At 60.0% G+C, this 12,847-nt stretch carries 17 protein-coding genes; 10 read left to right on the top strand and 7 right to left on the bottom strand.

All coding sequences use genetic code 11. The features are described from left to right. Positions 1-346: 346 nt before the first annotated feature. From ACFE0K_RS05305 to ccmA, 6 genes are all read right to left on the bottom strand, one after another. Positions 347-1,834 (bottom strand): RimK family protein, encoded by a 1,488-nt coding sequence (locus ACFE0K_RS05305; RefSeq protein ID WP_434535069.1) that lies wholly within the window; start codon positions 1,832-1,834, stop codon positions 347-349. 245 nt (positions 1,835-2,079) lie between these two features. Beyond that, positions 2,080-2,532 (bottom strand): cytochrome c maturation protein CcmE, encoded by a 453-nt coding sequence (gene ccmE / locus ACFE0K_RS05300; protein WP_434535068.1) that lies wholly within the window; start codon positions 2,530-2,532, stop codon positions 2,080-2,082. After that, the gene (gene ccmD / locus ACFE0K_RS05295) at positions 2,529-2,717 is read right to left on the bottom strand and encodes a heme exporter protein CcmD (RefSeq protein WP_303761309.1); all 189 of its coding nucleotides are present in this window, start codon (positions 2,715-2,717) and stop codon (positions 2,529-2,531) included. Before ccmD ends, ccmE begins: the two co-directional genes overlap by 4 nt. Then, positions 2,717-3,475, bottom strand: coding sequence for a heme ABC transporter permease CcmC (gene ccmC / locus ACFE0K_RS05290; RefSeq protein ID WP_434535067.1), 759 nt, complete (start codon positions 3,473-3,475; stop codon positions 2,717-2,719). The genes ccmD and ccmC overlap by 1 nt, the downstream gene beginning before the upstream one ends. Then, on the bottom strand, positions 3,476-4,144 hold the full coding sequence (gene ccmB, locus ACFE0K_RS05285) for a heme exporter protein CcmB (protein WP_035246779.1): 669 nt from the start codon (positions 4,142-4,144) through the stop codon (positions 3,476-3,478). Continuing rightward, entirely contained in the window at positions 4,141-4,770 is a 630-nt protein-coding gene (gene ccmA / locus ACFE0K_RS05280; RefSeq protein ID WP_434535066.1) for a cytochrome c biogenesis heme-transporting ATPase CcmA, read from the bottom strand. Before ccmA ends, ccmB begins: the two co-directional genes overlap by 4 nt. 86 nt (positions 4,771-4,856) lie before the next feature. Here ccmA and ACFE0K_RS05275 point away from each other — a divergent pair, with 86 nt between their 5' ends. The 9 genes from ACFE0K_RS05275 (at position 4,857) to ACFE0K_RS05235 (ending at position 9,163) form a co-directional block, all read left to right on the top strand. Continuing rightward, entirely contained in the window at positions 4,857-5,408 is a 552-nt protein-coding gene (locus ACFE0K_RS05275) for a lipocalin family protein (RefSeq protein ID WP_434535065.1), read from the top strand. Positions 5,409-5,411: 3 nt separating this feature from the next. After that, positions 5,412-5,819, top strand: a complete 408-nt coding sequence (locus ACFE0K_RS05270) for a DUF4279 domain-containing protein (RefSeq protein WP_434535064.1) — start codon at positions 5,412-5,414, stop codon at positions 5,817-5,819. Next, positions 5,803-6,276 carry a CYTH domain-containing protein gene (locus ACFE0K_RS05265; protein WP_434535063.1) on the top strand — a complete coding sequence of 158 codons (474 nt, stop codon included), beginning with the start codon at positions 5,803-5,805 and terminating at the stop codon, positions 6,274-6,276. The genes ACFE0K_RS05270 and ACFE0K_RS05265 overlap by 17 nt, the downstream gene beginning before the upstream one ends. Beyond that, positions 6,269-6,424, top strand: coding sequence for a hypothetical protein (locus tag ACFE0K_RS05260; RefSeq protein ID WP_434535062.1), 156 nt, complete (start codon positions 6,269-6,271; stop codon positions 6,422-6,424). The genes ACFE0K_RS05265 and ACFE0K_RS05260 overlap by 8 nt, the downstream gene beginning before the upstream one ends. Before the next feature lie 90 nt (positions 6,425-6,514). After that, positions 6,515-7,360, top strand: coding sequence for a CHAD domain-containing protein (locus ACFE0K_RS05255; protein ID WP_434535061.1), 846 nt, complete (start codon positions 6,515-6,517; stop codon positions 7,358-7,360). A gap of 120 nt (positions 7,361-7,480) precedes the next feature. Continuing rightward, a complete protein-coding gene (locus ACFE0K_RS05250; RefSeq protein WP_434535060.1) occupies positions 7,481-7,798 on the top strand; it encodes a DMT family transporter in 318 nt (105 codons plus the stop codon). Between the two features lie 82 nt (positions 7,799-7,880). Next, positions 7,881-8,345, top strand: a complete 465-nt coding sequence (locus ACFE0K_RS05245) for a DUF1456 family protein (protein WP_035246765.1) — start codon at positions 7,881-7,883, stop codon at positions 8,343-8,345. Between the two features lie 71 nt (positions 8,346-8,416). After that, a complete protein-coding gene (locus tag ACFE0K_RS05240; RefSeq protein ID WP_434535059.1) occupies positions 8,417-8,812 on the top strand; it encodes a DUF6713 family protein in 396 nt (131 codons plus the stop codon). Positions 8,813-8,836: 24 nt separating this feature from the next. Further along, positions 8,837-9,163 (top strand): DUF6176 family protein, encoded by a 327-nt coding sequence (locus ACFE0K_RS05235; RefSeq protein WP_434535058.1) that lies wholly within the window; start codon positions 8,837-8,839, stop codon positions 9,161-9,163. 125 nt (positions 9,164-9,288) lie between these two features. Here the strand turns inward: ACFE0K_RS05235 and ACFE0K_RS05230 are convergent, their stop codons facing one another. Next, positions 9,289-10,212, bottom strand: coding sequence for a LysR substrate-binding domain-containing protein (locus tag ACFE0K_RS05230; protein ID WP_434535057.1), 924 nt, complete (start codon positions 10,210-10,212; stop codon positions 9,289-9,291). 146 nt (positions 10,213-10,358) lie between these two features. Here ACFE0K_RS05230 and metE point away from each other — a divergent pair, with 146 nt between their 5' ends. Then, positions 10,359-12,650, top strand: coding sequence for a 5-methyltetrahydropteroyltriglutamate--homocysteine S-methyltransferase (gene metE / locus ACFE0K_RS05225; protein WP_434535056.1), 2,292 nt, complete (start codon positions 10,359-10,361; stop codon positions 12,648-12,650). Positions 12,651-12,847 lie beyond the last annotated feature (197 nt).

The raw sequence follows: 12,847 nt of genomic DNA, 5'->3' as shown, positions 1-12,847 counted from the left end.
CGAGGTGGCGAAAGGCAACGCCAGAATGTTGCGAGAAATGAGCCAAGCCGTTCAATAGCGCCCCCTGTAGGAACGGAGCGTAGCGGAGTAACGCACGTAGTTCCGTGCGGCCCGAAGGGTGAGCGAAGCGAATAACGCCTCTCGAGGCGCGAACCGCGCTTGCGCGGAAATCGCCCGCAGGGCGATCAGGAATATCAGTTCTCGACAGGTTCCAGAAAGAATCCCGGACGGCCTGGATTTCTGTTGCCTCGCTACGCTCGGTTCGCACCTCAAGAGGTGCTCCTACATTACTCCTCGCCAATACCCGAATCGCGCCACAAGCGACGCTCCTACGGAAAGGGTGGCGTTAGATCGGCAGGCCGATGCGCTTGGCTTCCATGCGACGCAGGAATTCCAGCATCACCTGGCGGTAGAGATCTTCACCCAGCCAGGCATCTTCCACCCCGGCATCGATGTTCGGGTTGTCGTTCACCTCGATCACCACCACCTGGTCACCGGACTGCTTCAGATCAACGCCGTAGAGGCCGTTACCCATCAACCGAGCCGCCTTGAGCGCCGCCTTTAACACCTTGGGCGGGACTTCCTGCACCGGCAAGGTACGGCTGTTGCCGGTTTCGGTCTTGCCGCCGCTCTGGTGGTGGTAAATCTGCCAATGTCCTTTACTCATGAAGTACTGACAGGCAAACAGCGGGCGGTTATTGAGCACGCCGATGCGCCAGTCGTAATCCGTGTACATAAAGGCCTGGGCCAGCACCACCGACGACTGTTTCAGGTAATCACGCAGGCTGGCGGCCAGCTCTTCGCGAGTCTTCACCTTGCTGATGCCACGGGAAAAACTGCCGTCGGGAATCTTCAGCACCATGGGCAGTTTGAGTTCCTCGATCAGCTGGTCGATCTGTTCATCGTCATCACTGAAGACAAAGGCGGTGGGCGGCACCGGCACTCCGTTAGCCTGCATCAGCTCCGCCAGATAGATCTTGTTGGTGCAGCGCAGGATCGAGCCCGGGTCATCCATCACCACCATGCCCTCCTGCTCCGCCTTGCGGGCGAACTGATAGGTATGGTGATCCAGCGCCGTGGTCTCGCGGATAAACAGGCCGTCGTATTCCCCCAGGCGGGTATAGGCATCACGACCGATCTGGTCCACACGAATACCCAGTTGGCGACCGGCACGGATAAACCGTTTCAGCGCCATCTTGTCACTGGGCGGCAGCGCCTCTTCCTCGTTGACCAGCATGGCCAGCTCGTAGCGATCACTACGGCGGCGGCGCGGGTTGCGCCAGACGCGGGCATTGAACTGCTCCAGGGACTGGGCAAAGGCATCTTCTTCCGCGCCTTTCAGCTGCTTCAGGGCCAACGGCTTCAACGCCTCGATGGTCCACTGCTCACGGCGACGAAAATCCACCTTCAGCAACGGACAGGGCAATTGGTCAAAAATCTGCCGGCCAAGATCGGCCAGGCCTTCCTGGGGGGTGTGACCGAAGTACAGCATCAGCGAGAAATGATCACTGCCACTGCCCTTGCGTTTCATGGCCTTGTCCAGCGCCGCCTCGAACTGGCCGAAATGCAGGCCGTAGAGCGCCTTGCGGCTCAGATCGTTCACCGTACGCACAGACGGCAACACCCGCTGCCCACGGGCTTCCGCGAGCAGGGAGCAGTAGTAACCGGGGCTCAGGTATTTATAGCTGCGGCACAGGTTGATCACCTGCACTTTCTTGTCGGTACAGACCGATTGCTGCGCCTGCAGATACTCCCGGGCAGAGAGCAGATGGCGGGCGGGATAGTAGGCGGCCCAATCTGCGGGGTCGTCGACCAGAATAATGACCTGACTCATGAAATGCCCTGAATTCCGAGGCGCCGGACATGGCACCGATAACCGCGAATGTAGGGCCAGAGAGGGAGGGGTAGCAAGGAAAATCTGAGGGGCAATGAATAGTTAATAATGAATAATTAATAACGTCGCGAAACAGGCTCCCAGGCCCGGAAACCAAAGAAGCCGCGCCCAGGGTCTGGACGCGGCTTCCTTTGGTGAAGATCACAACGCGCTAGCACGCGACGTTATTAATTCTTAACTATTAATTATTCACTGTCTTTTTGCGCCCCCGGATGCCCCGCCTTTTCCAAAGCATCCTGCACTTCCGGCGGCATGTAGGTTTCATCGTGCTTGGCCAGCACTTCCTCGGCTTCAAAACGGTTCGGGCTGATCAAAGTGCCATTGGCCACGATGCCCTGCCCTTCGCGGAACAGGTCCGGCAGGATGCCCTGGTAATGCACAGTAAAGCTGCCCTTGCCGTCGGTGAGCACGAACTGCACGTCCAGGGTCTGCTGGTCGCGAACCACACTGCCCACTTCCACCAGGCCGCCCACGCGCATCTGCGTATCCAGGGGCGCCTCGCCGGCCATTACCTGCTGGGGGGTAAAGAACAGGTTGATGTTCTGGCGCAGGGCGTAAAACATCAGCCCGCAGGCGATGGCCAGACCCACCAGAATCGACACCACCAGGATCAGTCGCTGTTTGCGTACCGCGTTCATTGTTCAGAATCTCCCAGAGAGTCACGGCGCTGTTGCCGTGCCAGACGTTGACGCACCTGTCCCTGGGCGCGAATCGCCAACGCCATATTGGCGATAATCAGAAGCGCGCTGACTCCATAGGCGCTCCAGACATAAAACCCGTGTTTTCCCATGGCCAGAAAATCGGCAAAGCTGTCAAAAGCCATCAGCGGCTGCCCTCCTTCACCAGTTTGTTCACCCACTTGCTGCGCCGTTCCCGCCACATGACCTCAGTACGGGCACGCAGCAGCACATTGACCGCATACAGCAGCCACACTCCCAGCATGCTCAGCAGCAGCGGATACTTCATGGCCGGATCGATGGTGGATTCCCCGAACATCTTCAGGGTGGAACCCTGATGCAGGGTCTGCACCCACTCCACGGAATACTTCACGATCACCACATTGATCACCCCCACCATGGCCAGCAGGCCGGCGGCCCGGGCGGCCTGGCGAGGGTCACGGATGACCGCCTGCAAGGCAATCACTCCCACATACATGAACAGCAGGATCAGCATGGAGGTCATACGCGCGTCCCACTGCCAGTAGGTACCCCAGGTGGGCTTGCCCCACAGGGCACCGGTCACCAGGGAAATGGCCGCCAACGCTGCACCAAAGGGAGCGATGGCCTTGAGCATCACTTCCGCCATCTTCATTCGCCAGACCACCGCTACCAGGCCGGACACACCCAGGGCCATATAGCCCATCAGCGCCCCGCTGGATGCGGGCACATGTATAAAGATGATCCGGTAGCTGTTGCCCTGCTGATAATCGCTGGGGGCAAACGCCAGCCCCCAGACCAGGCCGGCCGCCAGCGTCAGCACGGTAATGGGCGTCAGCCAGGGCAGCACCCGGGAGCTGAAGGTGTAGAAATAACGCGGCGAACCCAGCATGTGGTACCACCGCTTCAATGTTTGCCAGACCATTTAATTCCCTGAACTGATTTTGAGACCGGCACTTACTGCCAGCGGTCCCAGACTGATCGTTAATGCCAGCAAGGCACCCAGAATCGCCAGAATGCCATCCACATTGGCGCCACCGGCTGCCGCACTCACCGCCCCGGCGCCAAAGATCAGCACCGGGATATACAGCGGCAGCACCAGCACGGCGAGCAGGATACCACCTCGGTTGAGTCCCACCGTGAGCGCCGCGCCAATGGCACCGACAATGGTCAGCGCCGGGGTGCCCAGCAGCAAGCTCAGCATCACTGTCCCCAGGGCCGCATCCGGCAGTTGCAGCATGTGCCCCAGCAGCGGCGAAATCAGCACCAGCGGCAGACCGGTCAGCAACCAGTGGGCCAGCAATTTGGCCAACACCGGCACCACCGGCATCACCGGCGCGGTCAGCAGCATGTCCAGCACACCGCTTTCCTGATCCCGGCGGAACAGACCATCCAGCGACAGCATCACCGCCAACAGGGCCGCCACCCAGAGCACTCCAGGCGCCACCGTGGCCAGCAACTCCGGCTTCGGCGAAATCGCCAGCGGAAACAGGCTGATCACCATGACGAAGAAAAACAGCGGATTGATAATCTCCGCCGGGCTACGCCACAGCACCAACAATTCCCGACCCAGCGCCGCACGAAAGGCATTCATGACAGCACCTCGGCACGGCCATTCTCCAGATGTAGACGCTGCACGCCCTCGCCAACCCGGTGGTGGGAGGTATAGATCACCAGGGAGCCGGCCTCGGCGGCCTGCTGCATCTGCGCGTCCAGTTGCGCCACGCCGTCCTGGTCGATGGCCGTGTAGGGCTCGTCCAACACCCACACCGCTTTGCGCTCCAGCCACAACCGCGCCAGGGCAACGCGCCGTTTCTGCCCCGCGGACAGGTGTGCTGCCGGCACATCCTCGAAGCCCCGCAACCCCACCGCCGCCAGGGCCGCCATGGGGTCGCCGGCCTGATGATTGAGCGCGCAGGCATAGCGCAGGTTTTCCAGCGGATTGAGTTCTTCACGGACACCGGGCTGGTGCCCCAGATACAACAGGTCCTGCTGCCACTGGGGCTGCCACCAGCGTCGCTCGCCCTCAAAGAAACCATGCAGCCCCACCAGAATCCGCAACAGGGTGGTCTTGCCGGCGCCATTGGCACCGGTAATCTGCCAGATTTCCCCGGCGCGGGCGGTCAGGCTCAGGCCACTGAACAGCATGCGATCGTCGCGCTCGCAGCCCAGTTGCACAAGCTCCAGTCTGGTGGATGAATCGGACAAAATTGCCTCCATGGAACAGCGCGGCAGTATAGCATGCCCATTCATGTCAGGCTTGATTCAGGCTAGCCTGTCACTCTATCCAAGAAGAGGAAGTCTCCATGCGCCTGATACCGGGATTTTTCACCCTGCTGCTTGCCGGCCTGCTCAGCGCCTGCGGCGCGGACAAGCCTCTGGCCACCGTCGACCAGGTGGACCTGCAACGCTACAGCGGCACCTGGTATGAAATCGCCCGCCTGCCCCAGTGGTTTCAGCGCGGTTGCTACAATTCCACCGCCACCTACTCCCTCAATGAGGACGGCACCGTACGCGTGGTCAACCGTTGCCAGCGAGAGGGCAAGGAACCCAGCGAGGCGCAAGGCACCGCCCGGGTGGTCTCCGGCTCAGACAATGCCAAACTCAAGGTGCGTTTCGACAGCTGGATATCCAGGCTGTTGCCCACCATCACCGAGGGCAATTACTGGATCATTGCCCTGGACAAGAACTACCAGACCGTAGTGATCGGCGAGCCGAGCCGGGAATACCTGTGGATTCTGGCACGCACCCCAACACTGCCGGATGATCAATATCAAGCTTTGCTGCAACTGGCCGAGAGCAAGGGTTTTCCGGTGGACGAGCTGCAACGCAACCGCGACCTGCAACCGGAACAGTGATCCATGGAACACCACGTCTATTTTGCGGTTTTCGGCTTTGACCACGATCCCCGGCAACTGGATCTACTGCTGGGGCAAAGTGCCGACGACTACTGGCACGAAGGGGAAACCTATAGCGACGCCTTCCCCGACGCCCGCCGCCGGGAAAACCGCTGGATATTGTCCAGCCAGCTGGACCACACCGCCAGCCACCGGGACCATTTCGAAAAACTGTTCTACAAGCTAAAGCGGCTGGCCCCGCAGCTACAGGCCCTGGAACCGGACTACCGTTTCGGCATCGGCGTGTCACACTACTTCGTGATGGACGACCCGGCGTTCTACCTGCCCGCCGAGATTCTCGACGGCTACGAAGCGCTGGGCCTTGCCATCACCTTCGATCAACTGGGACTCGACCATGGCACAGGAAATTGAGCGCAAGTTTCTCATCAGGGACCCACGCATTGTGGATTCACTGCCCGGCGAACGGCTGACGCAGGGCTACCTGAGTCACGACAAGAACGCCACCGTTCGCGTTCGCATTGCCGGCACCAGCGGCTGGCTGACCATCAAGGGTAAAACCGTGGGCGCCACCCGTAGTGAATTCGAATACCCGGTGCCTGAGGAAGACGCCCGGCAAATGCTGGATGAGCTGTGCAACGCCGGCGTCATCGACAAGACCCGCTACCGCCTGCCCCAGGGCGAACTGTGCTGGGAAATTGATGTATTCCATGGTGATAACGATGGCCTGATCGTCGCGGAAATAGAACTACCCAGTGAAGACACCCCCTTCGACAAACCCGACTGGCTGGGCGAAGAAGTCACCGGGGATGCCCGCTATTACAACAGCGCCCTGAGCAGCACGCCCTTCAACCAGTGGGCCGATGACTGAGCACCGCTTTTCCCTCTGGCGTCAGGACGATAACGGCATCAGGGCCAGAGTGGCTGACTACCCGACCCGCCAGGCGGCAGAAAAAGCCCGGACGCATTACGAATCCCTGGGTCACAAACAACTCTACTGGGTGGAAGAGAACCGTTAACGCGACACTGAGTGAATCCCCGGATTGCCGCAGGTCATCACGACGGGGTCATAATCAACCGGGACACTCTGGCGGAGGACGGAGGGAATCATGGACGAACACTCGCTGGTTGAACGGCTTTGCCAACAGGCCACCCGCATTAATGAGCAAGCACTGACGGATCTGCAGCATCAGCCCTTGCCCGCCAATGCTGTGCACGACTGCCGGGTGGCGGTGAAACGGCTACGGGCCCAGTGGCAGCTGCTGCGGCCCTGGCTGAGCCGTGACGATCACAGAGCCTGTGACCACACCATCCGTGAAGCGGCCCAGGCCCTGGCCGGTGCCCGTGACACCCATGTGATGGCCGCCACCCTGCAAACACTGGCCAGCAAGGCCGACAAACCCCAGCGCCACTCCCTCAGCCGGGTGGCAAGCACGCTGTTCAGCGACCCGGACCCACAACCGGAAACCAGCCACCATCAAGACGCCATCGCCGCCTTCACCCGGGATCAACAGCGCTGGCAGTCACTGGCCCTGAGCGTCAGTGACCACGAACTGCTGGTCAGTGGCCTGGCGCGCACCTACAAGCAGTGCCGCAATCGCACCATCAAGGCCCAGGGCGGCAGCGATCCGCAGCCCTGGCATGACCTGCGCAAATGGGTGAAGTATCTGCTCTATCAGCAGCAGGCCCTGGCAGATCAGCATATCCACACACCGTACCACGATGCGGACCTGGCACGCCTGGGCAAGACCCTGGGCAAACTGCATGACCTGCACATGCTGCGCGAACATGTGCTGGCGCACAGCCACGCCATCGAGAAACAGAAGGACCTGGTCCATACCCTGGACGCCATCCACGGACGGGAAAAGCGCCTGCTGAAAAAATGCCAAAGCGACAGCCAGCGCCTGTTCCAGACGCCCACCAAAAAATGGATCGCCAAGGTCGTCGCCAGTTAACCGCTCGCGGGAATTTTTACCTCTTTGCCCACGCCCATTTGCTACAATCACCAATGACGTGCCCAAGGACGACCTCGACCCTGGCACCCGCTCGGGGACTACCCCATGCAGGAGCTTCTCATGGCATGGGTATTGGTTATACTCGCCGGCATACTCGAATCCGGATGGGCACTGGGGCTGAAAGCAAGCCACGGCTTCACCCGCCCACTTCCTTCCCTGTTAACTATCATCGGCATGACCGCCAGCTTCTGGCTATTGGCCAAAGCCATGCAGACCCTGCCTGTGGGCACCACCTACGCGGTGTGGACCGGCATGGGCACCATCGGCACTGTGCTGCTGGGGATTCTACTGTTCCAGGATGCCGTCAACGCCCCTCGCCTGCTGTGCCTGGGCCTGATTCTGGCCGGCATTATCGGGCTGAAAGTTTTCAGTCCCTAGCCCCAGAGCACAAGGGGCGTGTCCCGGTTACCGGTTCCCTGTAACATGGCGGCCATGCCCCTCCCGCTGATACAGGTTTTCCATGCTCAATAATGACGTTCTGCGCCGCGCTCGCTATATCTTCGATTTCGACGATAACCGCATGATTGGCGTGTTCGCCGAAGCCGGCGAAACCGTGACCCGGGAACAGATCAGCGACTGGCTGAAAAAAGATGACGATCCGGCCTTCCAGAAGTGCAACGATCGCACCCTGGCGATTTTCCTCAATGGCCTGATCAATGCCCTGCGCGGCAAAAAGCCGGGCCCGCAACCGGAGCCCGAGTCCCGCCTGACCAACAACATGATTTTCATGAAGCTGAAAATCGCGCTGAACCTGCAGGCCGAGGATGTGCTGGCCGTGCTGGAGCTGGCCAACTTCCGCATGAGCAAACACGAACTGAGCGCCTTCTTCCGCAAGCCCGGCCACAAGCATTACCGGGAATGCAAAGACCAGATCCTGCGCAATTTCCTGGCAGGCCTGCAGGTACAGTTTCGCGACGGCGAATAAACCCTTACCTGAGAGGTAATGGTATTACCCCGCCATAACGGGTTTCATGGCAATAATACCGGAGACATGCCATGAAACCCGACCTGCCTCAAACCCTTTTCCTGCTGAACAGCACCGTCCTGTTCACCCATCAGATCGATGCCGCCTACTGGCACGAGTGGAATCTCTTCCATTTACCCGGTGGCAATCAGCTCAACCTGATATTGAACCTGCCCATCATCGCCCTGGTATTACTGGCCTTCCTGCAAGTCGCCACCCAAAGCCCGCATCAACGACGCTGCCACCAATTCCTGGCTGGCCTGGGGCTACTAACGGTGGCGATTCACAGCGGCTTTTTTCTGGCCGGGCATACGGAGTTTCTGCAGCCCATGTCGTTGCTACTACTAGCCGCAACGTTGATTCTGTCTATCGCACAACTGAAAGCACTGCCACTTGCAGGTCAGAATCAGCAAACGCAGAATCAGTAATCCTGACAGTATATTGAGAAAAGCATGGACGTTATTGCCGGCCTGATCGAGCTGAAACCGAACAGCGACGAAGAGGTAAAAGACTGGACAGTCTTTATCGAAGCCCATCGCGAACAGGCACTGGAAAGCCTTCGCGCCGAAGGCGTCAGTATAGAGTCCTGGTTCTCACTGACACTGGCCGGCAAGGACTATCTGCTTTGCTATATGCGGGCAGATTCCATCGAAAAATCGCAACAAGTCATGGAAGATTCCGATAACCCGGTAGACGCACGGCACCGCCAGTTCAAAGAAAATGCCTGGGTGCGGGGAAGCCATGTAAAGACCAAGCTTCTTGTAGACCTTACCGTCTGAGGAACCTCTAAAAAACGTCTTTTCTACTGTGGGAAGCGATGCAAGCATCGCTTCCCACATAAAGCAGGCTGTGCCCTCGATCATGCGGTTTTATGTTTTCGCTATTAACTATTCACTGTTAACTATTAACTGCCTTTAACCGCTCTCACCCCACTCAAGGTCTTGAAGCATAATTCCTTGGCGGTTTCCCAGAATTCCTGCATGTAAGGCGTGTGATCGTCCTCCGCCCGCACGGCCGCATAAAGCGTTCGCCACACGCCTTTTTCTCCCAGCCGCACGGTTTTCAGCAGATCGTGCTCGGTGTATTCGGTGAGTGCCCAGTTCGGTAGCGCCGCCACGCCCCGGCCGGCTGCCACCAGTTGCGCGGTCATGGGGGTCAGTTCGGCAGTGCGGATGGCAGCGGGTTCCGCGTTGGCCGGGTTGAGAAAGGCGGTGAACACATCCAGCCGTTCCCGTTCCACCGGGTAGGTAATCAGGGTCTGGTCGGCAATGTCTTCCGGTTCAATCCACTTGCTTGCCGCCAGGGGCGACTGCCGTGATACCGCCAGCACCAGTTCATAGCGAAACAGGGGCAGGTATTTCACCGCTTCGTTGTCCACCGGGTCAGAGGTGATCACCATGTCCAGATCACCACGCACCAGCGCCGGTAAGGGCGCAAAACTGAACGCCGCAGATAGATCCATCTCCACCTCCGGCCAGTGTTCGCGGAACGCATCCAGGGCCGGCATCAGCCACTGGAAGCAGGAGTGGCATTCGATGGCGATATGCAGGCGCCCGGTCTGCCCGGCGGCAAGCCGCTTCACTTCCCGCTCGGTCTGCTGTACCCGCGGCAACACCTCCCGCGCCAGAGTCAGCACCCGCAATCCGGCGGTGGTGAAACGCACCGGTCGGGTACGGCGCACCAACAGTTCCACCCCCAGGCGCCCCTCCAGATCCTTGAGCTGGTGAGACAGGGCAGACTGCGTCACGTGCAGTCGCTCCGCCGCTTCCATCAACGAGCCCGCCTCTTCAATGGCCAACAGGGTGGTCAGATGCCGGACCTCCAACATGAGAAAACCTCATATATAAAATTAGTTATTTGATTTTGCCTCAAGTTGCATCGCGCACACAATAGCCCCATCGATATCTGCCGCAGGCCCATTTCGGTGTCTCCGCGCGCAGACCTGTTGCGTACAAGCAAACCAAGGATTTCATCATGACCACCCTGCACAACCTGGGATTTCCCCGTATCGGCGCCCGCCGGGAACTGAAACAGGCACAGGAAGCCTACTGGGCCGGCGATCTGCAACAGACCGAACTGGAACACGTGGGCAAGAGTCTGCGTGAGCGACACTGGGCGCTGCAGGCCGATGCCGGCCTGGATCTGGTGCCGGTGGGCGATTTCGCCTGGTACGACCAGATTCTGGAATTTTCCTGCCTGCTGGGCGTGGTGCCAAACCGCTTCCAGCAAGACAACGACCAACCGGTAAGCCTGGACACCCTGTTCCGCATGGCCCGTGGCCGGGCCCCCAGCGGCACGCCGGCAGCGGCCTGTGAAATGACCAAGTGGTTTGATACCAACTACCACTACATTGTGCCGGAACTGGCGGCGGATCAGACCTTCCGCATTGCCCGGGAAAGCCTGTTCGAGCAGGTGGAAGACGCCAAAGCCCAGGGCCACGCCCCGAAGCCGGTGATCCCCGGCCCACTCACCTATCTGTACCTGAGCAAGGGCGACAGCTTTGACGGCGCCGACGACAGCAGCAAGCTGGCCCTGCTGGACAACCTGATTCCCGTGTACCGCCAGATCCTTCAGCGCTTCGCGGATCAAGGCGTGGAATGGGTGCAGATCGATGAACCGATCCTGGTACTGGACCTGCCCGATAGCTGGCAGCGCAGCTACCTGCGCGTGTACGACCAGCTCGCCGCTGCCTGCACCTGCAAGCTGCTGCTGGCCACCTACTTCGGTGGCCTGGAAAACAATCTCTTCACCGCTCTGGAACTGCCCGTGGATGGCCTGCATCTGGACCGGGTGCGCGGCAACGATGATCTCGGTCAGGTAGTGCCACGGCTCGGCGACAAGGTGCTGTCGCTGGGCTACATCAATGGTCGCAATATCTGGCGCACCGATCTGGATGCAGCCCTGGATGCGCTGATTTCCCTGCGCAACGAACTGGGTGATCGCCTGTGGCTGGCGCCCTCTTGTTCCCTGCTGCATAGCCCGGTGGATCTGGACCAGGAAGACAAGCTGGATAGCGAATTGAAAAGCTGGCTGAGCTTCGCCAAACAAAAGCTGCAGGAGCTCGCGCTACTGGGCGGCGCCCTGGACGGCGACAGCAGCGTCAATGCGGGCCTACAGGCCCAAGGCGACGCCCTGCAGGCCAGAGCGCTGTCCAATCGTATCCATAACCCGGTGGTGGGCAAGCGGCTGGCTGACGCCGGTCAGGTATCCCGCGACCGTCACAGCCCTTTTGCCGAGCGCATTGCCAAACAGCAACAGGCGCTGCAACTGCCCGCCTTCCCCACCACCACCATCGGCTCTTTCCCACAGACCCGGGAAATCCGTGCGGCCCGCCGCGACTGGAAAACCGGCCGCCTGGACGACGCCAACTACACCCAGCAGATGAAGCAGGAAATCGCTCGCTGCATCCGCTATCAGGAAGAGGTGGAACTGGATGTGCTGGTGCACGGCGAAGCCGAGCGCAATGACATGGTGGAGTATTTCGGTGAACTGCTGGACGGCTTTGTCTTTACCCGCTTCGGCTGGGTGCAAAGCTATGGCTCGCGCTGTGTAAAACCGCCGATCATCTTCGGTGACGTACAGCGCCCCGCGGCCATGACTGTGGAGTGGGCGAGGTACGCCCAGTCACTCACCGACAAACCGGTCAAAGGTATGCTCACCGGCCCGGTGACCATCCTGCAGTGGTCCTTCGTACGCGATGATCAACCCCGTGCCGACACCTGCCGCCAGATCGCCCTGGCCCTGCGCGATGAGGTACAGGACCTGGAAGCCGCCGGCATCAGGGTAATCCAGATCGACGAACCCGCCCTGCGCGAAGGCCTGCCGCTGCGCCAGGCCGATTGGGGCCAGTACCTGGACTGGGCGGTGGACTGCTTCCGCCTGGCCACCGTCGGCGTGGCCGACGATACCCAGATCCACACCCATATGTGCTACTCGGAGTTCAACGACATCATCGAGGCCATCGCCGCCCTGGATGCAGACGTGATCACCATCGAAACGTCCCGCTCCAACATGGAACTGCTGGATGCCTTCCGGGATTTCCAGTACCCCAACGACATTGGCCCGGGCGTGTACGACATCCACTCCCCCAATGAACCGGACGTGGACTGGATGGTGAAACTGATGGAAAAAGCCGCCGAGCGACTGCCCAGGGAACGGCTGTGGGTCAACCCGGACTGCGGCCTGAAAACCCGCAAATGGGAAGAAACCCGCGGCGCCCTGGCCAACATGGTGGATGCGGCCAAGCAGTTGCGCGAAGCGGTTTAAACGCCCCGCAGGAGCGTCGCCCGCGGCGCGATAACCCAAAATCTTAAAAGACGGATTTACCACAGAGGGCGCAGAGATCACTGAGGAAAGATATTTTTCTCTGTGTACTCTGTGCCCTCTGTGGTGAAAAGGCTTTTGACCCTGGTTTGGGTTATCGCGCCGCGAGCGACGCTCCTACGGAAAGGCAGGGCATGATC

It is taken from the genome of Alcanivorax sp., from assembly GCF_051117345.1.
In the GTDB taxonomy this organism is placed as follows: Bacteria; Pseudomonadota; Gammaproteobacteria; order Pseudomonadales; family Alcanivoracaceae; genus Alcanivorax.
The sequence above is the reverse complement of the archived record's forward strand: the minus strand, read 5'-3'. Positions and strand labels throughout refer to the sequence as shown.

Excerpts from the sequence above, each read along its gene's own strand:
- ACFE0K_RS05250 (WP_434535060.1), top strand. The coding sequence starts at position 7,481 with ATGGCATGGGTATTGGTTATACTCGCCGGCATACTCGAATCCGGATGG.
- ccmC (WP_434535067.1), bottom strand. The coding sequence starts at position 3,475 with ATGGTCTGGCAAACATTGAAGCGGTGGTACCACATGCTGGGTTCGCCG.
- metE (WP_434535056.1), top strand. The coding sequence starts at position 10,359 with ATGACCACCCTGCACAACCTGGGATTTCCCCGTATCGGCGCCCGCCGG.
- ACFE0K_RS05270 (WP_434535064.1), top strand. The coding sequence starts at position 5,412 with ATGGAACACCACGTCTATTTTGCGGTTTTCGGCTTTGACCACGATCCC.
- ccmA (WP_434535066.1), bottom strand. The coding sequence starts at position 4,770 with ATGGAGGCAATTTTGTCCGATTCATCCACCAGACTGGAGCTTGTGCAA.
- ACFE0K_RS05275 (WP_434535065.1), top strand. The coding sequence starts at position 4,857 with ATGCGCCTGATACCGGGATTTTTCACCCTGCTGCTTGCCGGCCTGCTC.
- ACFE0K_RS05305 (WP_434535069.1), bottom strand. The coding sequence starts at position 1,834 with ATGAGTCAGGTCATTATTCTGGTCGACGACCCCGCAGATTGGGCCGCC.
- ACFE0K_RS05245 (WP_035246765.1), top strand. The coding sequence starts at position 7,881 with ATGCTCAATAATGACGTTCTGCGCCGCGCTCGCTATATCTTCGATTTC.
- ACFE0K_RS05235 (WP_434535058.1), top strand. The coding sequence starts at position 8,837 with ATGGACGTTATTGCCGGCCTGATCGAGCTGAAACCGAACAGCGACGAA.
- ccmE (WP_434535068.1), bottom strand. The coding sequence starts at position 2,532 with ATGAACGCGGTACGCAAACAGCGACTGATCCTGGTGGTGTCGATTCTG.
- ccmB (WP_035246779.1), bottom strand. The coding sequence starts at position 4,144 with ATGAATGCCTTTCGTGCGGCGCTGGGTCGGGAATTGTTGGTGCTGTGG.
- ACFE0K_RS05230 (WP_434535057.1), bottom strand. The coding sequence starts at position 10,212 with ATGTTGGAGGTCCGGCATCTGACCACCCTGTTGGCCATTGAAGAGGCG.
- ACFE0K_RS05265 (WP_434535063.1), top strand. The coding sequence starts at position 5,803 with ATGGCACAGGAAATTGAGCGCAAGTTTCTCATCAGGGACCCACGCATT.
- ACFE0K_RS05240 (WP_434535059.1), top strand. The coding sequence starts at position 8,417 with ATGAAACCCGACCTGCCTCAAACCCTTTTCCTGCTGAACAGCACCGTC.
- ACFE0K_RS05255 (WP_434535061.1), top strand. The coding sequence starts at position 6,515 with ATGGACGAACACTCGCTGGTTGAACGGCTTTGCCAACAGGCCACCCGC.
- ccmD (WP_303761309.1), bottom strand. The coding sequence starts at position 2,717 with ATGGCTTTTGACAGCTTTGCCGATTTTCTGGCCATGGGAAAACACGGG.
- ACFE0K_RS05260 (WP_434535062.1), top strand. The coding sequence starts at position 6,269 with ATGACTGAGCACCGCTTTTCCCTCTGGCGTCAGGACGATAACGGCATC.